The sequence below is a fragment of the Hydrocarboniphaga sp. genome, assembly GCF_028291725.1.
GTDB lineage: Bacteria > Pseudomonadota > Gammaproteobacteria > Nevskiales > Nevskiaceae > Hydrocarboniphaga.
In genome coordinates, this window is the sequence record NZ_JAQGNT010000095.1 from 46,503 (window position 1) to 68,269 (window position 21,767).

Consider the following 21,767-nt stretch of genomic DNA (forward strand, 5'->3'; position numbering starts at 1 on the left):
TCTGCGCTTCACGCAAGCGGTGTCAGTACAGCCTCAAGGCGTCGGTACGTTGCAAACCTTCGGTCCGGTCAAGCGGATCTTGAAAGCCCGGATGCTGCCGGTGTCCGCACCGGCCGTGTCCTTGGCCTGCAGCGCCCAGGTGCCGTTGCCGGTACTGCCGTTGAGTGCCGCCAGCGGATTGGCCGGCGTGAAGCTGCCGGTAAATGGCGCCGACGAACTGACGATCGATTGGATGCCTGGGCCGCCGCCCTGATCGTCCAGCACCGTCTGGCAGAAGTTGTTGCCGCTGCCGCCCGCGTTGTCGATCAGCTTCGCGCTGCTGCCGTTGGGCGCGATCAGGCTGATCTCCAGATCGCCGACGAAGCTGTGATCGATGCCGACCGTCGTCGATCCGATATCGGTATTGCAGCTGCTGCCGGCGATGGTCAGGTTGACGTCCGAAACCGTGCCGGAAAATCCGCTGACATTGATCGGTGCCGTGACCGCTGCGCCGGCGTCGGGGATGGCGACCGGTGAGCCGGAATAGACGAAGTTCTTCGCCGTGCCAGTGCCGCCGGTCTCGGTGCTGAAGGGGAAGCTCTGCGGGCTCGCGCCACTGTTGTAGCTGACGCTGAGTGAGAAGGCGATCGTGCCTCCGCACGGGAAGCTGGGCGGTAACTTGAACACGAAGGGCGTCGTGTTTTTGCCGGTCTTGGTCGCCTTCAGATTGGCGTAGGGGGAAACCGCGGTCGTGATCTTGGCCTTCGGCGTCACGGTGCTCAGTGTCCCCTTGATGTTCTTTGCGGTGGCGCCGCCGATGTTGGTCAGCGCGACGCTGATCGACCAGGTTTCGTTGGGCTCGATGAACGCATCGCCGTCGCCGCTCACCTGGGTGAATTTTGCGGAGCCGGCCGACAGGTACGGCTGCGGTATCGCACCGCCGGCCTGCAGCGCCGGTACCGGCATCACGATGCCGGCGCCGGTGGACACGTCCACGCCGGGCACCTCGATGTCGATGGCGGTACTGATCAGCAGGTTGCGGATGTCGGCTGGAGCCAGCGCCGGCAATTCGGATTTCAGCAGGCCGGCGATGGCCGCTGCATGAGGCGCCGCGGCCGATGTGCCGTAAAACGGATCGAAGCCCGGTGCGGATGTCGATACGCCATCGGCCGCGGTGATGTCCGGCTTCTGCCGCAGCACGCCGCCAGTGCTGGTGCGGTTGCCCGGCGTCAGCTCGACCCCGGTGGGGCTCAGGATGATGCGGCGCGGGCCGTCGGAGGTGAAGCTTTCGCTCGCGTTGACGCTGGTGAACAGGCCCGGGTTGGGGCCGTCGGGCGTGATGCCGTCCCACGAGGCACCGGCCGGCGTTGCGGCGGTACTGAAGGCAGCCGCCGCGGCGCTGTGGCCGCGCGTCGCGCCGGTGGTCGCCAGGCTCTGCGTCAGCTGGCCGCGGAATACGATCAGGTTAAACATCGGCACACTGGACGTGGTGCCCGCCGCAACGCGGTTGACCACCAGGCGCTGGCCGGATGAGCCGCTACCGATGTACTCATACGGAATGTCGTCGCCGCCGCTGCCATTCTGGTGATCCGTGCTGGCGTTGACGACGCTGGTCATGCTGCTGTTCAGCAGATACAGGTCGTAGTCGGTGGAGGCGACGCCGCCGCTGAGATCGTAACTCTCGGCCCAGAGCAGCACGCTGGCGGAGCCCGAGTCGGTAATCGGGATCGACACGCCGCCGTCGCCGAAATCATGCAGCGGGCCGATCCCGGTCAGCGGCGCCGGGTTCACTGCGGCGCTGGCGTGAAAGTCGCCTTCCCAGGTGCCGGAATTGCCGTCCGCCTTGTTGTTTTCATTGCCGGCGGAAGAGAAGTACAACACGCCGGCCGCGGTGACATCGTTGACTGCCTGGGCCACCGGGCCGTCCTGAAACGGCGATTCGTCGTAGTAGATGACGTCGTCGACAATCACGTTGCAGCCGTCGGTAGCGAGATCGCGGATGTTCTGCGCGAACTGGCCTTCGCCGTTGAACGCCGAGGCGAAGCCGAGTGTCGCCGAGGGCGCCATGTCGTGCAGGATCTCGAGCATCGCCGTGCCCTCGTCGCCATCGCCGGCCTGGCCGGGCAGCACGTCGACGGCCGGCAGATCGCCCGACGCGATGCTGGTGGCCAGCGAGTTGACACCGTCGGACAGCGCACAGAGCTTGACCCCGGCGCCGGTCGCACCATAGGTCGCCAGCGCGTCGTCTGCGCCGTGCGTCTGCACGCCTTCGGAGACGTTGATCGCATGCGTGACGGCACCGACGGATTCGCGAATCCGGCTGATCTGGCTCATCGCCGCCAGCGATTCGAGATCGGCCAGCCGCAGGCGCGCGCTGATCAGGCCGTCGCGATACGCGCCCTCCTTGGACGACAGCAGTTCCGCATCGAGTGCGGCCAGCTTCTGCAGCAACGCCGTGGCGCCGTCCTTGCGGCTCAGCAGAATGTCGACCGGTGTACGGCCGTCCTTGCCGGTGGTTAAAAACTGGAACTCGGTCAGCGAGGCCAGGCGCGCGTCGCCGCGTTGTTTCAGCAGCGCCAGATACAGCCGCGAGCCGATCTTGTCCTGCTGCGCCGTCTTGGAGGTCTTGATCTGTTGCAGCACCGCGATCTGTGCGGCGGCGCCGGCCTGCATCGTCGCGGCCGGGCCGTCCGTGGCCTGGGCGTGAGCGCTCGCTGTCAGCGCCAGCCCCAGTGCCAGTGCGATCGGCGCGGTGATCGCGCGCAGGCCTCTGTTGAATTCGTGATTCATGGAAATCCCCCTTCCCCCAGCATTGAACAACGGAGTTGCTTTTCAGCCTTGAAGCACACTAACACCTAAAAGTAGGTCGGCAATCCCTTGCCGACATGAGGCAGCGATTGCACATCGGGCTTGCATGTCGGCAAGGGATTGCCGACCTACATCTGCGCTACGGAATCTGATGCGTCACCTGCCCCGGGACGCTCACCGATACCACGCCGGTCCACATGCACATGCATTTGGAGGTGTCGTTGAGCGCAACCAGGTTGGCGATCTGCACCGTCGGTGAGCCCGGCGCCCACGGCGTCGTCGTCGCCGGGATGCAGGGCTGCGGCGTCAACACGCCGAGCGCTGCGGCAGTTGCCGCGGCGACCTGTGGATTGGCCGGCGTGATGCACATGCCGAAGGGCATGATGTTGAGCATCGGCACGTGGTCCATGATCGTCGCGGCCGGCTGGTTCGACGACAGCGTGCGATTCACCGGCAGCACCGTCAGCGCGCTTGGCGCGACGCCGCAGCTGCACATCAGCATCGCGCCGTTGACCACCTGACTGGGCATGGCGGCGGCTCCTGTCGGTACCGTGGCTCAGCTACCGGCGACGATTTCGACGCGGCGGTTTTCGGCAGCAGCGGGGTTGTCCTTGTTGGCCAGTTCGGTCAAGCCCTTGCCGATGGTCTTCAGCCGCTCGGCGCCGACGCCGTTGCTGACCAGATAGGCCTTTACCGATGCAGCGCGGCGTTGCGACAGCGCCATGTTGTAGTCGGCTGCGCCGCGGCCGTCGGTGTGGCCGACGATCGTGAACGTCTGGCTCTGCAGCTCGCTGGACGTCAGCGCAGCGGCGAGGTTGTTCATGATCTTCTTCGACTGCGCCGAGATCCGATCGGACGCGTAGTCGAACTGGATCTGCATCGAGATCGACGGCGCCGCGGCCGGCTCGGCGACCGCGGCGCTGGTGGCTTCCGCCGCTGCGCCCGGGCGCAGCGAGCGCGTGCGCACGCCGCTGACGCTGTCGTCTTCCTTGAGGCTGTTGACGATGTCGCTTACCGACGGCTGCGTCTTGCCGAAATCAGTCTCGGCCCGGGCCGGCATCGCGCTGGCCAGTGTGCCGGCGGCGGTGAGCATCAGCAGCAGCGCGGCGTAGGGGGTTTTCATGATCGTGCTCCAAGTGCATGCGTGCCGGCCGCAGTCGCGCCGGCTCCTGTGATGCAAAGTGTGGATTCGGAGCGCGTGCTTTTCGATATGCAGGACGACATAGGCCGCCGCCCCGGCGGCCCATAGGCCCTTTTGCTTATCGCGCCTCAGGATCGCTTCTCTTAGCTTGTGCGGACCATGTCATACCGGCACCGTCGGCGTTTCCGGGCACTCCTGCGCAAGCTAGCGGGCACCGCGCTGCTGTGCTCGGTGCCGCTGCTTGCGGCGCAGGCCGGTGTGCTGTTGGTGCGCGATGCTGAGGTCGCCGCGAGCAAGCAATTCGTCGACGAGCTTGGCGTGCGGCTGAGTACGGCACGCATGCAGAAGCAGGTATCGGTGGTGTCGCAGGATTTCGCGGCCGGCTACCAGCGGCTGCATGCCGCCGCCGCCGATGACGATGACGAAACCGCTTTCGCTCAGCCGCCGCGCACCCGCAGCCTCGGCGCACTGATGTCGGCGGCACCATCGACGGCCGACGAGCACCAGGCGCTGCAGGCCGCGCCAGCGGATCTGACGATTGTCGTCGCCGTCGGGCCGGCGGCTCTGCGCGCCGCGCTACAGCGGCCGGCGCGCGAGCCGGTGGTCGCGGTGCTGGTCAGCCGCAGCGAAGTCGAGGAGGCATACAGCGCGGCGGACACCGCGCCCGAAAACAGCTCGTTGTACGCGATCGTCACCAATCAGCCGGCGCGGCGCCAGCTGTCGCTGATCGTGATGGCGCTGCCGGATCGGCATCGCATCGGCGTGGTTTATCCGCCGGATGCAGAGCCACTGCTGGCCGAGGTGCAGGCCGAGGCGCAGCGGCTCGGCGTCGGGCTGGTGGCGCGGCGCAGCGATTCGGCGGCCGAGCTGTCGGCGGCGCTGGCCGAGGTGCTGCCGATCAGCGACGTGCTGCTGCTGCTCGCCGACCCGGTGTCGCTCGCGGCCGGCGTCGCGCAGAACGTGCTGCGCAGTGCCGCGGCTTCGCGCAAGCCGGTGGTCGCCTCGACCGAGGCGATGGTGCGCGCCGGCGCGCTGCTCGGCGTGTACACCACGCGCGCGCAGTTCGTCGACGAAGCCGCGGACTACGTCGCGCGCCTGCAGAAAGGCGAACGGCCGCCGCCGATCGCGGCGCCGCGACGCTTCAGTGTCGGCGTCAATTCTTCGGTCGCGCATGCGCTGGCGCTGGACGTGCCCGACGAGCTGCAACTGCAGCGAAAGCTGACGGCGACGCCGTGAAGCCGCTGAGCCATGCGATGGACGTGCAGCAGCGCGTGATGCTGCTCGGCCTGGTGCCTTGCGCCGCGGCGACGGTGCTGCTGACGTCATATTTCACCATCGACAAGATCCGCACGCTGGAAGCAGCCTTCGCCGAGAGCGGCGCGGCCACCGCGCAGCGCCTGTCTTCGTACAGCGATTTGAGCCTGTATGCAGGCGACATCGAAGCGCTGCGGCGCATCAGCCAGAATGCCGTGCTTGAGGCCGGCATCGACAGCGTCGCGATCAGCAACGGCAATGGCGTCTACATCAGCGCCCGCCGCAGCGGCCCGCCGGCGCGGCAGACGCGCAGCTTCTCGGCCGCGGTGCGCATACGCCCGACCGGTGCGCTCGACGATGTGTCGATGGACCGCCGCGATGCGGCGGCCGACGAGGTCGGCGCCGTGCACGTGCGCGTCGATTCCGGCCGGCTCTACCAGCAGGAGCTGCAGTCGGCGCTCACCGGCCTGCTGCTGGGCCTGGGTACGCTGCTGGCCGCGATGTCGGCGGCGCGGAGCCTGGCGCGCGGCATCGCCACGCCGCTGCGCAAGCTCGGCGAAACCGTCGCGCTGATCCGCAGCGGCGATCTGGCGGCGCGCAGCCGCCTGCATCGCGACGACGAGTTCGGCCGCCTGTCGATCGGCATCGATGACATGGCCGAGGCACTTGCCCGTCATCGCTGTGAACTCGAGACGCGTGTGCGCCTGGCGACGCACGAGGCGCAGCAGCAGATCCTGCAGGCCGGGAAGGCCAATGCGGCCAAAGCCCGTTTTCTGGCCGCGGCGAGCCACGATCTGCGCCAGCCGCTGCACGCCGTCGGCCTGTTCGTCGGCAAGCTGCGCGAGACCGCCAGCGCCGATCAGCAGCCGCTGGTGGCGCGCATCGACGAAGGCCTCGCCGGCATGGCGGGCCTGCTGACCGCGCTGATGGAAATTTCGCGGCTCGACGCCGGCGTGGTCGAGCCACAGCGCGCGGTGGTGGCGATAGACCGGCTGTTCGGCGAAGTGCAGGCCAGTGTCGACATGCTGGCGATCCAGCACGGTACGCGCCTGGTGTTCCGGCGCCGCGCGCTGCATGTCGATGTCGACCTGGCGCTGTGCGAGCGCATCCTGTGCAACCTGGTCGAGAACGCGCTGCGTTACGCGGCGGGCGCCGCGGTGCTGGTGACCGCGAGCCGCCGCGACGATCACGTGCGCATCGAGGTACGCGACGACGGCATCGGCATCGCGCCGATGTATCACGAGCGGATCTTCGAAGAATTCTTTCAGCTCGACAATCCCGAGCGCGACCGCAGGAAAGGCCTGGGTCTGGGCCTGGCGATCTGCCAGCGCGCCGCGCATCTGCTCGGTACGCGGATCGAAGTTGCGTCGGCTATCGGACGCGGCAGCAGCTTCGCCTTCGAGCTGCCGCTGGCCGCAGCGCCCGCGATCGTCGCGACGGCGCCCGCGCCGGCAGCGCTGCCGGCGCGGGGCAGCGCGCTGGTGGTGGACGACGACCGCAGCATCCGCGAAGGCACGATCGGGCTGCTCGAGCAATGGGGTCTGAACACGGCCAGTGCCGGCTGCGTCGACAGCGCCTTGCCGCTGCTGCAGGCACAGCCGGCTTTCGACTACCTGCTGTGCGATCTGCAGCTGCGCGAGATCGATGACGGCTGGCGCGTGATCGAAGCGGCGCGGCGCGCGAGTGCGTCGACGCGGCTGTTGCTGATATCCGGCGACACCGCCGCCGCAACGCTGCGCCGTGCGCGCGAGAACGGCGTGATCGTGCTGACCAAGCCGGTCACGCCGGCGAAGCTGCGCGCGGCGCTGGGGCCTGTCGCGAAGCCCGTTCACCCGTAGGTCGGCAATCCCTTGCCGACGTGAGGCCTCGATTGCACATCGGGCTTCGCACGTCGGCAAGGGATTGCCGACCTACGAGGTGTGTGCGGCTCTGATCGATTCGCGGTCAAGAACCGCTTCTACAGGAATACTGCGCAGCCTTGAGTCCGCGAATCTTCCAGCGCTGACGAATATCAATTATTCCTGCGCTTGAAAAACTTGCCGAACATGCCGGCAACGCCTGCCAGAATCAGCACCAGAAACTTCTTCGCTGCGAACGCGATCGCCAGCACCTTGGCCAGCAGGCCGGTCTTCGCCGCAACGCCGCCGGCGACCAGCGCCGCGAGTCCGTAAGCGGCGAGCTTGTCGGTGCTCTGGTTGAAATCCGCGTAGCGGTTGCCCTGCTTGAAATCGGCCATGCCCATGACCTTGTTCATGTCGCGGCGCACTTGCTCGAGCTGGTCGATGCCGGCGACGGCGTTGAGCTCCAGCACGCCTTCGCGGCCGAGCACGCGGACGAAATAGTTCAGCGTGCGGTGCTGCTGATCGCCGAAGCTCAGATCCTTGGCCCAGAAGATCTTGTGCGCGCTGGCGTCGTAATGCGGCGGCTCGGCCCAGCCGAGCAACTGCACGGTGGGGAAGCCCTGCTTGGCGCGCTCGTCGTTCTGGTCGGCGGCGGCCTTCTGCATGGTTTTCAGCAGATCGGCGTAGTCGATCTGGTTGGCGTCCTTGTCGGACACATGGCCGTCCTGGTTGTAGGTGACGATCACGCCCCAGCCGTTGTCCGCTGCGGCGTCACCGCCGGCGGGGATGATCATGCCGAGCGTATCGGCGCCGCTGCCGGGCGGGTTGCCCCAGACCTGCTCGAGCAGCTTCTGGGTGTCGTCCGGCTTCAGGTAGCGGAACGCGTCGTTGAGCCTGAGTTGGGCGATGCCGCCGGGCAGTTCGATGTCGCCGCTTTGCGGCTTCAGCGACTGCATCACCGAGGCGGCGCTGTCCTGGGCCGGAGAAGGAGCCGCGCACAGCGCGAGCCCGCACAGCAGAGACAGTCTGAGGATGCGCATCGGCGTTTTTCCTGCGGAGTTGCGGCGGTCCCGCTATCGTAAACGGATGCGCTCAGCGATCCGGGGCAAGCGTCACATTTTCGCTATGCACTGAGGCCGGAGCGAGCGATTGCAGGATCGCCTGCCGGCGACGCTCGGCGGATTCGCGCCAGCGCGCGTAGCTCTGCTGCTGACTCGCGTAGTCGGCGCGCAGGCTCGCATACCGGGCAGGATCGTCGGCCCGGGCTTCCATCAGCTTGAGCATGAAGGCCGAGGTGCGCAGGCGGTTTTCGCGATCGTCGATTTGCTCGCGAATGTGTTGCAGCTCGTAAACCCGGCTGTCGTTTTCGGGCAAGCGGCCCATATGATCCCAGGCCGGCAGCTCCATGCCCATGGCTTCGTAGTCTTCGCGGCTGAGTTCGTAAGCCTGGCTTGAGCTGGAGATCGGTGCCAGCAGCAGACAGGCGGCAATCAGTAGCGGATGGCGACGGCGGCGAGACATGGACAGCCTCTTTGGCGAAAGCGGCATGAGGACACGACATGGGTGCCCATGCTGCTCCGGATGCCGGCGGGGTCGCCATGGTCAAGACATCGCAGTCCCGAGCTCATCGCAAAGCGGCGTTCACTGCGCCGCGTATCGCGTCCCAGGCCGGAGCCTGCGGCGACGCCGCATCGAAATGGCCGCCGTCGAACATCCGTTCGCTCACCGTATCGCCCGCCTGCCTTGCCGCCCGCGAGTAGGCGCACATCGACGCCGCGGAAACGATGGCATCGCGCCGCCCCTGAACCAGCCACTGCGGAACCCCGATCGGCAGCCGCGCCCGCGGCGAGGTCTGGGTATAGCGATCCGGCACGGTCTGCGGCGTGCCGCCGAGCAGCGGCTCGACCGAGGCGTGGCAGGAGCCGGCCGGGCCGATCCGGTACTGCGCGAGGTCAGTGATCGCGGCGAGGCCGATCGCGCCGCACAGCGGCAGCGGATCGCGGCCGCGGATCGCGCTGTCTTCCGGCAGGCGTGGCCGCGCGGCCAGCCACAAGGCCAGCTGGCCACCGGCGGAATGCCCCGCGGCAGCGACGCGCCGCAGGTCGAGACGGTAGCGGGGCGCCAGCGCCCGCAAGGTGTCGAGCGCGCTGCCGACGTCGAGGAAAGTCTGCGGCCAGCCGCCGCCGCTGTCGCCGAGACGGCGGTATTCGATGGTCCAGGTCGCATGGCCTTCGGCGCTGACCGCGGTGGCCAGATGGCTCATGTAGCGGTAGTCGTAATCGCTGAGCCAGCAGCCGCCGTGAATCAGCATCAGCACCGCAAAGGGGCCTTCGCCGGCAGGCATGCGCAGTTCGCCGAACTGCGAAGCGTCGCGGCCGTAGGCGATGCGCTCGCCGGCCGGCGGCAGCGGGCGTTGACTGAGTTCGGTCCAGGTCAGCATTCGGGGCTCCAGCTTGTAGGATGTCAGCAATGTGATCGCTATGAAGCACGGTAGGAGCGGACCTTGTCCGCGATGGGGGGCTCACCGGCGCAATCGCGGACAAGGTCCGCTCCTACAGTTGGTTTCAGACAACCCCTGCTGAGGCTCAGGTGACTTTCGCGCGGATCTGGTAGTGCGGCTGCCGCCAGCTGTCGGCATCGATGATCTCGCGCAGGGTGCTGGCTGCGTCCCAGACCTCGGCGTACGACAGGTACAGCGGCGTGAAGCCGAAGCGCAGGATGTCCGGCGCGCGCACGTCGCCGATCACGCCGCGCGCGATCAGCGCCTGCATGATCGGCCAGGCCTCGGCATGGCGCAGGCACACCTGGCTGCCGCGTTTTGCCGATTCCCGCGGCGAAACCAGCTCGAAAACGCCGGGCATCCATTGCTCCACCAGCGCGACGAAGCTCTCGCACTGAAGGATGGATTTCGCGCGCACTTGTTCCATGGACACGCCCGTCCAGACATCGAGCGCGGCATCGAGCGATACAATCGACAGGATCGCCGGCGTGCCGGCCAGCATTCGCGAAATGCCGGCGGCCGGCGCATAGACGGGAACAAAGTCGAAAGGTCTCTGGTGCCCGAACCAGCCGCTCAGCGGCGTCGACGCCTGGGCCTGCAGCCGCTGCGCGATGTACAGGAACGCCGGCGCACCCGGGCCGCCGTTGAAATACTTGTAACCGCAGCCGACCGCAAGATCGACATCGCATGCGGCGAGATGGATCGGCAGCGCACCGGCCGAATGGGCCAGATCCCACAGCATCAGGGCTCCGGCATTGTGGGCACGCTGCGTGATCGCGGCCATGTCGTAGAGCGCGCCGTTGCGATAGTTGACGTGGCTCAGCGAGACGACGGCGACACGCTCGTCGATCGCGGCCTCGATCTCGCCGGGCGACACGCTGCGCAGTTCGAGCCCGCCGCCGAGCAGGGCCGACAGGCCTTCGGCGATGTACAGATCGGTCGGGAAGTTTTCGCAGTCCGACAGGATCAGCTTACGGCCGGGCCGCAGCTTTACCGCCAGCGACAACAGCTTGAACAGGTTCACCGAGGTCGAGTCGCAGGCCAGCGTCTCGCCCTCGCGCGCGCCGATCAGCCGGCCGATCCTGTCGCCGACGCGTTGTGGCAGATCGACCCAGCCGGCGCTGTTCCAGCTGCGCACCAGGGCTTGCGACCAGTCGTGATCGAGCGTGCGGCGCACGCGATCCGCGGCGGCGCGCGGCATTGCGCCCAGCGAGTTGCCGTCGAGATAGATCGTGCCCGCCGGCAGCACGAACTGATCGCGCAGCGCGGCGAGCGGGTCCTGGCGATCGAGTTGCAGCAGGTGTTCGCGGGTCAGCATGGGGTTTCACCGTGATCTGGAATCCCGCTCCTTATGCCAGCTTGTTTAGGCCGCCGCTACGAAACCGGACGCGCGCTGTCGGCATCGCGGACAAGGTCCGCTCCTACAGGAATACTGCGCACCCTCGATTCCGCGACTGTAGGAGCGGACCTTGTCCGCGATTGCGCCGGTGAAGCCCGGGCTGGTCTCAGTACAATGAGCCTCAGCCGGAGATCTACCGCATGACCGACTATTACAGCGCCGAGCCCGAACGTCTGACGATCGCCGCCAACGGCATCGACTTCGTCTGCCTGGCGCTGGGTGAGGGGCCGCTGGTGCTGTGCCTGCACGGCTTCCCGGATCGGGCCGAGAATTTCGTTCCGCTGCTGCGCGATCTCGCCGCCGCCGGTTTTCGCGGCGTCGCGCCGTACCTGCGCGGCTACGCGCCGACCAGCATGCCGGACGACGGCGACTACACGATCACTGCGCTGGCGATGGACGTGATCGCGCTGATCGACCATCTGGGCGCCGAGCGCGCCGCGCTCGTCGGCCACGACTGGGGTGCGGCGGCGGCTTATGCAGCGGCGAATCTGCGGCCCGATCGGATCAGCAGGATCGTCTGCGCATCGGTGCCGCATCTGCGGCGCTTCATCCTGAGGCCGACGTTCGCGCAGATCCGGCGCTCGTCCTACATCCTGGCGTTCCAATTTGCCGGCATCGCCGAGCGCAGGCTGATGAAGGACGATTTCGCGCAGCTGGAAAAAGCAGTCGCGACCGCAGCGCCCGGCCTGGCTTTCAGCAATGCGGAATGGTGGATCTCGCTGAAGGCTGCGTTCGCCGAGCCCGGCCGCCTGACGGCGGCACTGAGTTACTACCGCGGCCTGCGCAAGCTGTTCGGCGACGCCGAGCTATGGCGCCTGGCGACCGCACCGGTTGCGGTGCCGGCGCGGCTGATCTACGGCGCGCGCGACGGCGCCATCGGCGCCGAGATGTTCTCGCGCCAGGAGCACCTGTTCACGGCCGGCCTCGATATCCAGCGCATGGAAACCGGCCATTTCATGCAGATCGAACAACCGGCCGCGTTCGCGCAGCTGGTGATCGATTTCCTGCAGGCTTGACCTGCCGTCGGCGAGGCCCATCCCGGGTTTTACCCGGGGCTTGTTCGGGTCGGCCGCTACTTGACCGTGATCGTGATCTTGTCCGACTGGATGCTCGGATTGAACGGCTGGTGCTTCCAATCGCCGAATACCAGCTGCAGCGTGTGCTTGCCGGGCGTGAGCGTCAGCGTGGTTTCGGTCTGGCCCTTGCCGAAGTGCTTGATCTGATCCGTCATCGGCAGCGGCATGGTGTAGTCGATCGTCGGGCCGTCGATCAGCAGGTGATGGTGGCCGGTGCCCTCGACCTGGGTGCCGGCGGGCGCGATGCCCATCGCGGCCAGGCCGAACACCACGGTGACCGGCGAGCTGACGGTGTCGCCGTCCTTCAGTGTCGGGAAGTAGACCTTGGCGCCGGCCGGCGCGGCGGTCGGCAGGTTGAGCTTTTCGGCGGCGTAGTTGCCGGCCTGCTGCTTGGCCATGCTCTTGTAGTCGACCTTGTCGGCGGCAATGGCGGGCAGCGAGGCGAAAACCAGCAGGGAGAGGGCGAGGGTGCGGCTCTTCATCATGGGATGAGTTCCTTGAGTTCCTAAAGAAGGGGGTGAGCGGGGGTGGTCAAATCATACTGCCATCAGCCGGAGATGGCGGTATGACCATCTAATGTCTATACTGGCCGCGTTTGTTGGGGGCGCCCACCGGTTGGCGCCATGAGTTCGGGTCTCACTACGGCCCCACTTTTCCGCAAACCTCGCGGTACGCGCTATCGGCGCTGTTCCTCGATTCCCATTTTCAGCGGCCTGAACCGGTTCGCCCACGCACTGCCGTGGCGCAGGCGCGTTCAGGAGTCACACCTACATGCTGTTTGAAGAACTGGGCCTTGAAGAAGGCCTGCTGCGCGCTGTTGCGCAAGAAGGTTACACCACGCCGACGCCGATCCAGGCCCAGGCAATCCCGGTCATCTTGAAAGGCGGCGATCTGCTTGCGGCCGCCCAGACCGGCACCGGCAAGACGGCGGCTTTCACGCTGCCGCTGCTCCACAAGCTCAGCCAGCGTCGTGCCGAAGGCGGCAAAACCCTGTCGAAGAAGCCGCTCGCGCTGGTGCTGACGCCGACGCGCGAACTCGCGGCCCAGGTCGCCGAAAGCGTGCGCACCTATGGCGGCCATATCGGGCTGAAGACCACCGTGATTTTCGGCGGCGTCAGCATCAACCCGCAGATCGACATCCTGCGCAACGGCGTCGACATCCTCGTCGCCACGCCGGGCCGCCTGCTCGACCACGTCGGCCAGCGCACCATCGACCTGTCCGCGGTCGAAGTGCTGATCCTGGACGAAGCCGACCGCATGCTCGACATGGGCTTCATCCATGACATCAAGCGCGTCATCGCGCAGCTGCCGAAACAGCGCCAGAACCTGATGTTCTCGGCGACGTTCTCCGACGACATCCGCAAGCTGGCGACCGGCTTCCTGCACAACCCGACGACCATCGACATCGCGCCGCGCAACTCGGCGGTCGAGACCATCGAGCAGCGCATCGTGTTCGTCGACAAGGCGCGCAAGAGCGAGCTGCTGGCCTATCTGATCAGCAGCAGCAACTGGCAGCAGACGCTGGTGTTCGCACGCACCAAGCACGGCGCCAACCGCCTGGTCGAAAAGCTCAACAAGTGGAACATCACCGCGGCTGCGCTGCACGGCAACAAGAGCCAGAACGCGCGCACCAAGGCGCTGGCCGACTTCAAGACCGGCGGCGTCCGCGTGCTGGTGGCGACCGACATCGCCGCTCGAGGCCTGGACATCGAGCAGCTGCCGCACGTGGTCAACTTCGAGTTGCCGAACGTGCCGGAAGACTACGTGCATCGCATCGGCCGCACCGGCCGCGCCGGCGAAAGCGGCGAGGCGATCTCGCTGGTGTCCAGCGACGAGCACGATGATCTGAAGGCTATCCGCCGCCTGCTGAAGAAGGAGCTGCCGGGCTTCATCGTCGAAGGCTTCGAGCTCGGCAGCAAGAGCCTGAATCCGGAACCGGAAGAGGCGCCGCGTCCGCCGATGCAGCCGCGCGGCCGTCATGGCGGCCAGGGCCAGCGTCATGGCCAGCGCTCGGCGCCGGCGGCCGGTCAAGGCCAGCCGCGCGCCCAGCGCGACGGACAGACTGCGGCTGCGCGCGGCCCGCGCCCCGAGCGCGCCGAGCCGGGCCCGAGCATCAACGTCAATCGTGGCGGTGAGCCGGGCAACTCGCATCGTCGCGGCGGCGGTGACAACCGTCCGCGCGGCGCTGCCGATGGCAACCGCGCCGGCGGCCCGCCGCCGAATCGCGGCGGTGGTGCCGGCCGTCCGAACTCGAGCCCGCGCGGCCCGCGTTAAGCGCCGTTGATGCAACAAAAAAGGCGGCGCAGATTGCGCCGCCTTTTTTGTGCGGTTTTGTAGGTTGGGGTGAGCGCAGCGAACCCCAACATTCGTCCGCGCCGATGTTGGGGTTCGCGATGCTCACCCCAACCTACTCATCTCGCGCACACCTTCCGGTGACCCGAGGATCAGCCGATCCGCCGGGCGATGCGCGAACAGGCCGACCGTCACCACGCCCGGGATCGTATTGATCGCGGTCTCCAGCGCGCGCGCGTCGCTGATCGTCAGCCCGCGCACGTCGATAATCGGGTTGCCGTTGTCGGTGATCACGTTCTCGCGCAGCACCGGCTCGCCGCCGAGCTTGACCAGCTCGCGCGCGACGAAGCTGCGCGCCATTGGCAGCACCTCGACCGGCAGCGGGAATTTGCCGAGCACGTCGACCAGCTTGGATTCGTCGGCGATGCAGACGAAGACCTTCGACGCGCCGGCAATGATTTTCTCGCGGGTCAAGGCGGCGCCGCCGCCCTTGATCAGCTCGAGCCGGTAGTTGGCCTCGTCGGCGCCGTCGACGTACACCGACAGCGGGCCGGAGCTGTTCAGATCGACGACCCTGAAGCCGTGCTTTTTCAGCCGCTCGGTGCTGGCCTCAGAAGACGAGACCGCGCCGGCGATATCGAAGTGGTTTTCGGCCAGCAGATCGATGAAATGGTTGACGGTGGAGCCGGTGCCGACGCCGAGCATTTCGCCCTGCACGACATAACGGAGCGCCGCTTCGGCGGCCTTGCGCTTGGCCAGATCCTGGCTCATCAGGTTTCTCTCTAGGTGTAGGGACGGTCGCCGAACAGCGCGCTGCCGACGCGGACCAGGGTGCTGCCCTCGGTGATCGCGGCTTCCAGATCGTCCGACATGCCGGCGGAGATCGTGTCGAAGTCGCTGACACTGTGCGGCCGCTGCTGTTCCAGCTGCGATTTTACCTGCTGCGCGAGTTCGCGCAGCGCCGCATAGGGTTTGCGCGCTAGGGCCGGACCGGCAGCGTCGTCCAGCGGCGCCGGGATCGCCATCAGTCCGCGCAGGCGCAGCTGCGGCAGCGCGGCGATGGCCAGGCACAATTCGGCGGCGTCTTCAGGCGCGCAGCCTGCCTTGCTCGCTTCGCGCGAAATGTTGACCTGCACGCAAACTGACAGCGGCGGCAGCTCCGCCGGTCTTTGTGCTGACAGGCGTTCGGCGATCTTCAGCCGGTCGACGCCGTGCACCCAGTCGAAGTGCGCGGCGATATCGCGGGTCTTGTTCGACTGGATCGGGCCGATGAAATGCCAGACCGGCCGCGGCCCCAGCGCCGCGATCTTGGGCAGCGCTTCCTGCAGATAGCTCTCGCCGAAATCGCCAACGCCGAGCCGCTGCGCCGCACGCAGGCTGGCGACATCCACGGTCTTCGACACCGCGAGCAGGCGCACGCCTTCGCGCGCTCGTCCAGACGCTGTGCAGGCTTGGTCGATGCGGGCGCTGACGAGTTTCAGACGGGCGGCGAGGTCGGGCATCCGTAGTGGGGGCGGCGTGCATTGCGGGGTCTGTGGAATGCCGATAGTGTCTCGTCGGACCAGATCTCGCCACAAGACAGGGGCCTCAGAGCCGATGGATATCGCGCAACTGCTGACTTTCGGCGTGCAGCAAGGTGCGTCCGATCTGCATCTTTCGGCGGGTGTGGAGCCGATGATCCGGGTTGACGGCGACGTCAAGCGCATCAATCTGCCGCCACTGGATCAAAAAGACGTTCATGGCATGGTCTACGACATCATGAACGACAAGCAGCGCAAGGCTTTCGACGAATTTCTGGAGTGCGATTTCTCTTTCGAGATTCCGGGGCTGGCGCGCTTCCGTGTCAACGCCTTCAACCAGGCGCGCGGCGCCGGCGCGGTATTCCGCACGATCCCGTCCAAGATCCTGTCGCTGGAAGAGCTCAAGTGCCCGCCGATCTTCCGCGAACTGTCCGATACGCCGCGCGGGCTGATCCTGGTCACCGGCCCGACCGGCTCGGGCAAGTCGACCACGCTGGCGGCGATGGTCAACCACAAGAACGAGACCGAGTACGGCCACATCCTGACGATCGAGGACCCGATCGAGTTCGTGCATCAGCCGAAGAAATGCCTGATCAACCAGCGCGAAGTGCATCGCGACACATTGGGCTTCAACGAAGCGCTGCGCTCGGCGCTGCGCGAGGACCCGGACACGATTCTGGTCGGCGAGCTGCGCGATCTGGAGACGATCCGGCTGGCGCTGACCGCCGCCGAAACCGGCCATCTGGTGCTCGGCACGCTGCACACTTCGTCGGCGGCCAAGACCATCGATCGCATCGTCGACGTGTTCCCGGCGGCGGAAAAGGAAATGGTCCGATCGATGCTGTCCGAAGGTCTGCGCGCGGTGATTTCGCAGACGCTGATGAAGAAGAAAGGCGGCGGTCGTATCGCGGCGCACGAGATCATGCTCGGCACGCCCGCGATCCGTAACCTGATCCGCGAGAACAAGATCGCGCAGATGTATTCCTCGATCCAGACCGGCCAGAAAGACGGCATGCAGACGCTGGAGCAATGCCTGCGCGATCTGGTCAAGCGCGGGCTGGTTGATGTCGGCGAGGCCAAGCGCAAGTCCAACAAGCCGCTGGAGCTGAGCTGACATGGGACCGATCTAATGGAGCGCGATCAGGCGATCAAGCTGGTGCAGCAGCTGCTGTTGCTGATGAAGCAGCGATCCGGCTCCGACCTGTTCCTGACGGCGGGCTTTCCGCCGGCGATCAAGATCGACGGCAAGCTGACGCCGGTGATGGAAAGACCGCTCTCCGCGGAAGATTCGGCGGTGGTGATCCGCGCGATCATGAACGATCGCCAGGTCAAGGAATTCGAAGCGAGCAGCGAATGCAATTTCGCAATCGCGCCGCCGGGCATCGGCCGCTTCCGCGTCAACGCTTTCGTGCAGCAGGGCCGGGTCGGCGGTGTGTTGCGAACCATCAACACCACGATCCCGAAGTTCGAGGAACTTGGCCTGCCGACCAGCCTGCAGGATGTGGTGATGGCCAAGCGCGGCCTGGTGCTGATGGTCGGCGCCACCGGCTCCGGCAAGAGCACCTCGCTGGCGGCGATGGTCGGCTACCGCAACGACAACTCGCAGGGCCACATCATCACGATCGAAGACCCGATCGAGTTCGTGCATCCGCACGGCGGCTGCGTGGTCACCCAGCGCGAGGTCGGCGTCGATACGCAGAGCTGGGACATGGCGCTGAAGAACACGCTGCGCCAGGCGCCGGACGTGATCCTGATCGGCGAGATCCGGGCACATGAAACCATGGAGTATGCGATCAACTTCGCCGAAACCGGCCATCTGGTGCTGGCGACGCTGCATGCCAACAGCGCCAACCAGGCGCTGGATCGCATCATCAATTTCTTCCCCGAAGAAAAGCGTGACCAGCTGCTGATGGACCTGTCGCTGAATCTGCGCGCGATCATCTCGCAGCGCCTGGTACGCAAGGAAGGCGGCGGCCGCGCGGCGGCGATGGAGATCCTGCTGAATTCACCGCTGATTTCGGATCTGATCTTCAAGGGCGAAGTGTCGAGCATCAAAGAGGTGATGAAGCGCTCGAACGAGCAAGGCATGATCACCTTCGACCAGTACCTGTTCCAGCTTTTCGAAAGCGGCGATATCACCTACGAAGAAGCCTTGCGCAACGCCGATTCGCAGAACGAACTGCGCCTGCGGGTGAAGCTCGAATCCAAGCGCGCCAGCCAGGATCTGCATGCCGACGAGACGGTGAAAAGCATGGGCATGAAGCCGGGGCCAGACGAACCGCTGCGCCATCGCTGAGCGAGTCCGGCGATGATCAAATTACTGCCGTACCTGAAGCTCGCCGCGGACAAGAACGGGTCCGACCTGTTCTTCAGCAACGGTGCGCCGCCGATGCTGAAGATCGAGGGCGAGATGCTCGCGGTCGGCAAGACCATCCTGACCGAAGAATTTCTGCGAGACCTGATTTACAGCGTGCTGACGCCCGGGCAGCAGGCACAGCTGGCGCGCGAGCTGGAGCTGGACCTGGCACTGCAGACCGGCTCGCTCGGGCGGTTTCGCGTCAACGTTTTCTATCAGCGCGGTGCCATCAGCATGGTGCTGCGCCACGTCAAGGCCGAAGTGCCGCAGCTGGACGCGCTCGATCTGCCCGAGGCGCTGAAGCCGCTGATCATGCAGAAGCGCGGCCTGATCCTGATGGTCGGTGCGGCCGGCTCGGGCAAGAGCACGACCCTGGCAGCGATGATCAATCATCGCAACGAGAATGCCGGCGGCCACATTCTGACGATCGAGGACCCGATCGAGTTCGTGCATCCGAACCGGCGCTCGATCGTCAATCAGCGCGAAGTCGGGCAGGACACGCACAGCTACGAGCGCGCGCTGATCAGCGCGATGCGCGAGGCACCCGACGTGGTGCTGATCGGCGAGGTGCGCTCACGCGAAACCATGGACGCTTGCGTGCAGCTGGCCAATACCGGCCATCTGGCGCTGTCGTCGCTGCATGCCAACAACGCATCGCAAGCGCTGCAGCGCGTCGTCAATCTATATCCGCAGGATCGTCGCGACCAGCTGTACCTGGACTTGTCGCTGACCTTGCGAGCGGTGGTTTCGCAGCGGCTGGTGCGGCGCAAGGACGGCAAGCGCTGCGCTGCGGTCGAGGTGCTGATCAATACGCCGTTCATGCAGGACCTGATCCTGAACCGCCGCATCGACGAGATTCCGCAGGCGATGGATCAGTCGTCCCAGGGCGGCATGCAGACTTTCGATCAGTCGCTGCACCAGTTGTGGAAGCGCGGCCTGATCGAACTCGACGAAGCGCTCGACAACGCCGATTCGCGCTCCAACCTTGAAGCGAAAATCAATTTCGGCGGGTAGGGCGGGTCGCGACCCGCCGATTCAACCGGCGCGCCAAAAGAGGCGGGTCGCGACCCGCCCTACGGTGTCTGGATCGCGAGTTTTGCTGGGCGGCGGCGGCTCGACTTCGTGCCCAGCTCCAGTGCTTGCAACGATGCCGTGATCGCGGCCTGATAGCGCGGAAAGTCGGAGAAATCCGCATTCGCCGGCACATGGATCGGTGCGCCGTAGCAGATGTCGATGCGCGTGAACGGCTTCGGCAGGCGGAACGAATCCCAACTCGGGAACGACCAGTAGCGCCGCGGCAGCGTCAGGTAGGGCACCACCGGAACGCCGGCGAGACGCGCCATCTCGATGATGCCGGGCTTGACCTCGAAGGCCGGGCCGTTCGGGCCATCCACGGTGACCGCGCCGGGCAGGCCGGCACGCAGGCGGTCGATCATCTCGTCCTTGGCCAGCTTGCCGCCCTTGTCGCGGCCGTCCTTCTTTCTGGAGCTGCCGCGCACGACTTCGTGGCCGAGCTTGCGGCACAGGTAGCTGGCCGGATCGCCATCGCGCGAGCGCGACACGATCACGCAATGGCGTTTCGCGGACTGCGCGAGAATTCCGGAGAAAAGATTCTGATGCCAGATCGCGAGCACGTAGCCGTCGGCGGGGCCGGTGCCGGGCGCGATCGGCGGTTTGGCCGAGCGGAATCGATAGGTCGACGCCAGCGCCCGGACCAGCAGATAAGCGAAGAAAAGCAGGTAGCGATTGATGGGGACGTCTCCAGCGCGTAACCCGTGGGCGATGAGCCCCTCGGGGTGATCCGCGGGTGGAACACGGCGCGCGATGCGGTGGGACGCGGGCTGATGGAGCTGAGTCTGATGATGCGCGGAACACATTGCATCGCGTCGAGCTTTAGCTTAACGCGTTGGCGCAGGTCCGGTCGGGCTGGCTGATGTGGAATTTGCGCGTTCTGGGGGATGAGGCTTTGCATAGACAAGGCAATCGTCGCTGCGTTCGCCCGAGTTAGCATATTTGCTCTTTGCTTACACCCTGACGTCGAAGCCTAGGCTTCTGGCCCGTTCACGAAGAGCTGCTGTCATGGTCACCCATTTCTTGCGCCGCGCGACACACCCTTGGATTTTTCTGCTGCCGTTGCTGCTCTCCGCGTGCGCGAATGCCGGCACCGAGCCCGGGCCCGAGTCGATCGCGGCCACCCAGGCCGCCGCGCCGGCGAGCTTTGAGCAGAGCGCAGACGATGCCTACGCCTACGCACTGCCGCTGTTTGAGCTCGCCGCGGCACGCAAGGCCGCCTTCGATACGCTGGTTCAGCAGCCGAATGTGTTCACACACCGGCGGATGCTGTCCAACGCGCAATCGCGCACGGTGACGACGCCGAACGCCGACACGCTGTACTCCTCGGCCTGGTTGCTGCTGACTGAGGCGCCCCTGCAGATCGACATCCCGGCCAGCGGCGCACGCTATTTTTCGCTGGCGCTGATGGATTTCTACTCGAACAACATCGACGTCCTCGGCACGCGTCGCGACGGTGGTGTGGCAAAGCGGTTCTGGATCGCGCCGCCCGGCTGGCAGGGCAGCGTGCCGGCCGGTGTCGAGCTGATCCGTTCGCCGACCCGGTCGCTGTGGGCGCTGGGCCGGACCTACGTGCGCGATCAGGCCGATCTGCCCGCGGCTTGGGCGGTGCAGAACCAGCTGCATATCGCCGCGGTCGACGGCGGCAAGTCGGTGTCGCCCCCGGCGTCGGTCAGCCAGACCGTGCCTGGGCTGACCGACTGGGAAGGTTTTTTCGACTATGCCGACTGGTTGCTCGCAGAATGCCCGCTGCCTGCCGCGAGCGCGGCGCTGACACGGCTCGGTCTCGGCACCGGGCATTTCGATGCCGCGGCTTTCAGCGCCAGCGAACGCGAGGCGCTGGCCGCCGGCGCACAACGCGCCTACCAGCGCGCCAGCAGCGGCTCGCTGGGCGGCACGCCCGAGCAGGGCTGGGTCTATCCGAAGCCTGGCCTCGGCGACTTCGGCAGCGACTATGGCTACCGCGCGACCGTCGCGCTGGTCGGCCTGGGAGCGCTGCCGCTGAAGGAGGCGGTTTATGTGTTCGGCGCTGGCGATACCGCGACGCCGCAGCGCTACGACGGCAATCAGGACTACACGTTGCGCTTCCCCTCCGGCCAGTTGCCGCCGGCCAGGGCGTTCTGGTCGGTGACGCTGTATCAGCCCGAAGCGAACGGAAACCTGTTTTTCTACGACAACGAGCAGAAGCGTTACGCGATCGGTGATCGCACGCCGGATCTGGTCTATGGCAGCGACGGCTCGCTGACGCTGCACGTCGGACACCGCGACCCGGGCGGGCAGGCGAGCGCCAACTGGCTGCCGGCGCCGGCGGGGCCGTTCGCACTGGTACTCCGTGCCTATCTGCCGGACGCCAGTCTGGTCGACGGCCGTTATCGGCTGCCGGCGGTGCTGCCACAATAGCCAGTGCACTCCCCGATATGGTTGCTTTCTGTCCGGGCGATCACTACAATTCGCGCCCTCACGAGGTTTGCCGTGGCTGTCGCCGACGTTGGTACAACGCGGCGGGCAAACTGAACTATAACGACCCACA

General features: G+C 66.3%; 19 protein-coding genes. 8 read left to right on the forward strand and 11 right to left on the reverse strand.

The features are described from left to right. Positions 1-33: 33 nt before the first annotated feature. The 3 genes from JWQ90_RS24560 to JWQ90_RS24570 all read right to left on the reverse strand — a co-directional run bounded on the left by JWQ90_RS24560 (position 34) and on the right by JWQ90_RS24570 (position 3,910). The gene (locus JWQ90_RS24560) at positions 34-2,769 is read right to left on the reverse strand and encodes a S8 family serine peptidase (RefSeq protein WP_299697682.1); all 2,736 of its coding nucleotides are present in this window, start codon (positions 2,767-2,769) and stop codon (positions 34-36) included. A gap of 157 nt (positions 2,770-2,926) precedes the next feature. After that, positions 2,927-3,316, reverse strand: coding sequence for a DUF4280 domain-containing protein (locus JWQ90_RS24565; protein ID WP_299697684.1), 390 nt, complete (start codon positions 3,314-3,316; stop codon positions 2,927-2,929). 27 nt (positions 3,317-3,343) lie between these two features. Then, on the reverse strand, positions 3,344-3,910 hold the full coding sequence (locus JWQ90_RS24570) for an OmpA family protein (RefSeq protein ID WP_299697685.1): 567 nt from the start codon (positions 3,908-3,910) through the stop codon (positions 3,344-3,346). Between the two features lie 177 nt (positions 3,911-4,087). On the opposite strand from JWQ90_RS24570, the gene JWQ90_RS24575 reads away from it, so the two are divergent. Together JWQ90_RS24575 and JWQ90_RS24580 are read left to right on the forward strand one after the other, a co-directional pair. Next, entirely contained in the window at positions 4,088-5,164 is a 1,077-nt protein-coding gene (locus JWQ90_RS24575; protein ID WP_299697687.1) for an ABC transporter substrate binding protein, read from the forward strand. Further along, the gene (locus JWQ90_RS24580; protein WP_299697689.1) at positions 5,161-7,020 is read left to right on the forward strand and encodes an ATP-binding protein; all 1,860 of its coding nucleotides are present in this window, start codon (positions 5,161-5,163) and stop codon (positions 7,018-7,020) included. The genes JWQ90_RS24575 and JWQ90_RS24580 overlap by 4 nt, the downstream gene beginning before the upstream one ends. Before the next feature lie 173 nt (positions 7,021-7,193). Here the strand turns inward: JWQ90_RS24580 and JWQ90_RS24585 are convergent, their stop codons facing one another. From JWQ90_RS24585 to kynU, 4 genes are all read right to left on the reverse strand, one after another. Continuing rightward, complete coding sequence (locus JWQ90_RS24585; protein ID WP_299697691.1) at positions 7,194-8,063, reverse strand: DUF2167 domain-containing protein; 870 nt, start codon at positions 8,061-8,063, stop codon at positions 7,194-7,196. A gap of 52 nt (positions 8,064-8,115) precedes the next feature. Continuing rightward, positions 8,116-8,544 (reverse strand): hypothetical protein, encoded by a 429-nt coding sequence (locus JWQ90_RS24590; RefSeq protein ID WP_299697693.1) that lies wholly within the window; start codon positions 8,542-8,544, stop codon positions 8,116-8,118. A gap of 103 nt (positions 8,545-8,647) precedes the next feature. After that, positions 8,648-9,463: an alpha/beta hydrolase gene (locus JWQ90_RS24595; protein WP_299697695.1), complete on the reverse strand. Its 816-nt coding sequence runs from the start codon at positions 9,461-9,463 to the stop codon at positions 8,648-8,650. Between the two features lie 145 nt (positions 9,464-9,608). Further along, the gene (gene kynU, locus JWQ90_RS24600; protein ID WP_299697697.1) at positions 9,609-10,841 is read right to left on the reverse strand and encodes a kynureninase; all 1,233 of its coding nucleotides are present in this window, start codon (positions 10,839-10,841) and stop codon (positions 9,609-9,611) included. A gap of 221 nt (positions 10,842-11,062) precedes the next feature. On the opposite strand from kynU, the gene JWQ90_RS24605 reads away from it, so the two are divergent. Further along, a complete protein-coding gene (locus tag JWQ90_RS24605; RefSeq protein WP_299697699.1) occupies positions 11,063-11,938 on the forward strand; it encodes an alpha/beta hydrolase in 876 nt (291 codons plus the stop codon). A gap of 56 nt (positions 11,939-11,994) precedes the next feature. Here JWQ90_RS24605 and JWQ90_RS24610 read toward each other — a convergent pair whose 3' ends face one another. Beyond that, the gene (locus JWQ90_RS24610; RefSeq protein WP_366919589.1) at positions 11,995-12,480 is read right to left on the reverse strand and encodes a DUF4399 domain-containing protein; all 486 of its coding nucleotides are present in this window, start codon (positions 12,478-12,480) and stop codon (positions 11,995-11,997) included. A 289-nt stretch (positions 12,481-12,769) separates the two neighbouring features. On the opposite strand from JWQ90_RS24610, the gene JWQ90_RS24615 reads away from it, so the two are divergent. Then, positions 12,770-14,272, forward strand: a complete 1,503-nt coding sequence (locus tag JWQ90_RS24615) for a DEAD/DEAH box helicase (protein WP_299697702.1) — start codon at positions 12,770-12,772, stop codon at positions 14,270-14,272. 123 nt (positions 14,273-14,395) lie between these two features. On the opposite strand, the gene rpiA is transcribed toward JWQ90_RS24615, so the two are convergent. After that, positions 14,396-15,061, reverse strand: a complete 666-nt coding sequence (gene rpiA / locus JWQ90_RS24620; RefSeq protein WP_299697704.1) for a ribose-5-phosphate isomerase RpiA — start codon at positions 15,059-15,061, stop codon at positions 14,396-14,398. Positions 15,062-15,072: 11 nt separating this feature from the next. Beyond that, complete coding sequence (locus JWQ90_RS24625) at positions 15,073-15,792, reverse strand: YggS family pyridoxal phosphate-dependent enzyme (RefSeq protein WP_299697706.1); 720 nt, start codon at positions 15,790-15,792, stop codon at positions 15,073-15,075. Between the two features lie 94 nt (positions 15,793-15,886). Here JWQ90_RS24625 and JWQ90_RS24630 point away from each other — a divergent pair, with 94 nt between their 5' ends. The 3 genes from JWQ90_RS24630 to JWQ90_RS24640 are packed head-to-tail and all read left to right on the forward strand — an operon-like array spanning position 15,887 to position 19,180. Beyond that, positions 15,887-16,924 carry a type IV pilus twitching motility protein PilT gene (locus tag JWQ90_RS24630; RefSeq protein WP_299697707.1) on the forward strand — a complete coding sequence of 346 codons (1,038 nt, stop codon included), beginning with the start codon at positions 15,887-15,889 and terminating at the stop codon, positions 16,922-16,924. A 15-nt stretch (positions 16,925-16,939) separates the two neighbouring features. Further along, positions 16,940-18,106 (forward strand): PilT/PilU family type 4a pilus ATPase, encoded by a 1,167-nt coding sequence (locus tag JWQ90_RS24635; protein WP_299697709.1) that lies wholly within the window; start codon positions 16,940-16,942, stop codon positions 18,104-18,106. 12 nt (positions 18,107-18,118) lie between these two features. Then, positions 18,119-19,180, forward strand: a complete 1,062-nt coding sequence (locus JWQ90_RS24640) for a PilT/PilU family type 4a pilus ATPase (RefSeq protein WP_299697711.1) — start codon at positions 18,119-18,121, stop codon at positions 19,178-19,180. A 59-nt stretch (positions 19,181-19,239) separates the two neighbouring features. Here JWQ90_RS24640 and JWQ90_RS24645 read toward each other — a convergent pair whose 3' ends face one another. After that, positions 19,240-20,043, reverse strand: a complete 804-nt coding sequence (locus JWQ90_RS24645) for a lysophospholipid acyltransferase family protein (RefSeq protein WP_299697712.1) — start codon at positions 20,041-20,043, stop codon at positions 19,240-19,242. 202 nt (positions 20,044-20,245) lie between these two features. Between JWQ90_RS24645 and JWQ90_RS24650 the strand changes: the two genes are divergently transcribed. After that, positions 20,246-21,637 carry a DUF1254 domain-containing protein gene (locus JWQ90_RS24650; RefSeq protein WP_299697713.1) on the forward strand — a complete coding sequence of 464 codons (1,392 nt, stop codon included), beginning with the start codon at positions 20,246-20,248 and terminating at the stop codon, positions 21,635-21,637. Positions 21,638-21,767: the final 130 nt, after the last annotated feature.

Bases quoted from the DNA above. Each gene is read 5' to 3' on its own strand.
- JWQ90_RS24645 (WP_299697712.1), bottom strand. From the start codon at position 20,043: ATGTGTTCCGCGCATCATCAGACTCAGCTCCATCAGCCCGCGTCCCAC.
- JWQ90_RS24605 (WP_299697699.1), top strand. From the start codon at position 11,063: ATGACCGACTATTACAGCGCCGAGCCCGAACGTCTGACGATCGCCGCC.
- JWQ90_RS24590 (WP_299697693.1), bottom strand. From the start codon at position 8,544: ATGTCTCGCCGCCGTCGCCATCCGCTACTGATTGCCGCCTGTCTGCTG.
- JWQ90_RS24565 (WP_299697684.1), bottom strand. From the start codon at position 3,316: ATGCCCAGTCAGGTGGTCAACGGCGCGATGCTGATGTGCAGCTGCGGC.
- JWQ90_RS24615 (WP_299697702.1), top strand. From the start codon at position 12,770: ATGCTGTTTGAAGAACTGGGCCTTGAAGAAGGCCTGCTGCGCGCTGTT.
- JWQ90_RS24650 (WP_299697713.1), top strand. From the start codon at position 20,246: ATGGTCACCCATTTCTTGCGCCGCGCGACACACCCTTGGATTTTTCTG.
- JWQ90_RS24575 (WP_299697687.1), top strand. From the start codon at position 4,088: ATGTCATACCGGCACCGTCGGCGTTTCCGGGCACTCCTGCGCAAGCTA.
- kynU (WP_299697697.1), bottom strand. From the start codon at position 10,841: ATGCTGACCCGCGAACACCTGCTGCAACTCGATCGCCAGGACCCGCTC.
- JWQ90_RS24570 (WP_299697685.1), bottom strand. From the start codon at position 3,910: ATGAAAACCCCCTACGCCGCGCTGCTGCTGATGCTCACCGCCGCCGGC.
- rpiA (WP_299697704.1), bottom strand. From the start codon at position 15,061: ATGAGCCAGGATCTGGCCAAGCGCAAGGCCGCCGAAGCGGCGCTCCGT.
- JWQ90_RS24625 (WP_299697706.1), bottom strand. From the start codon at position 15,792: ATGCCCGACCTCGCCGCCCGTCTGAAACTCGTCAGCGCCCGCATCGAC.
- JWQ90_RS24635 (WP_299697709.1), top strand. From the start codon at position 16,940: ATGGAGCGCGATCAGGCGATCAAGCTGGTGCAGCAGCTGCTGTTGCTG.
- JWQ90_RS24610 (WP_366919589.1), bottom strand. From the start codon at position 12,480: ATGAAGAGCCGCACCCTCGCCCTCTCCCTGCTGGTTTTCGCCTCGCTG.
- JWQ90_RS24560 (WP_299697682.1), bottom strand. From the start codon at position 2,769: ATGAATCACGAATTCAACAGAGGCCTGCGCGCGATCACCGCGCCGATC.
- JWQ90_RS24595 (WP_299697695.1), bottom strand. From the start codon at position 9,463: ATGCTGACCTGGACCGAACTCAGTCAACGCCCGCTGCCGCCGGCCGGC.
- JWQ90_RS24585 (WP_299697691.1), bottom strand. From the start codon at position 8,063: ATGCGCATCCTCAGACTGTCTCTGCTGTGCGGGCTCGCGCTGTGCGCG.
- JWQ90_RS24640 (WP_299697711.1), top strand. From the start codon at position 18,119: ATGATCAAATTACTGCCGTACCTGAAGCTCGCCGCGGACAAGAACGGG.
- JWQ90_RS24630 (WP_299697707.1), top strand. From the start codon at position 15,887: ATGGATATCGCGCAACTGCTGACTTTCGGCGTGCAGCAAGGTGCGTCC.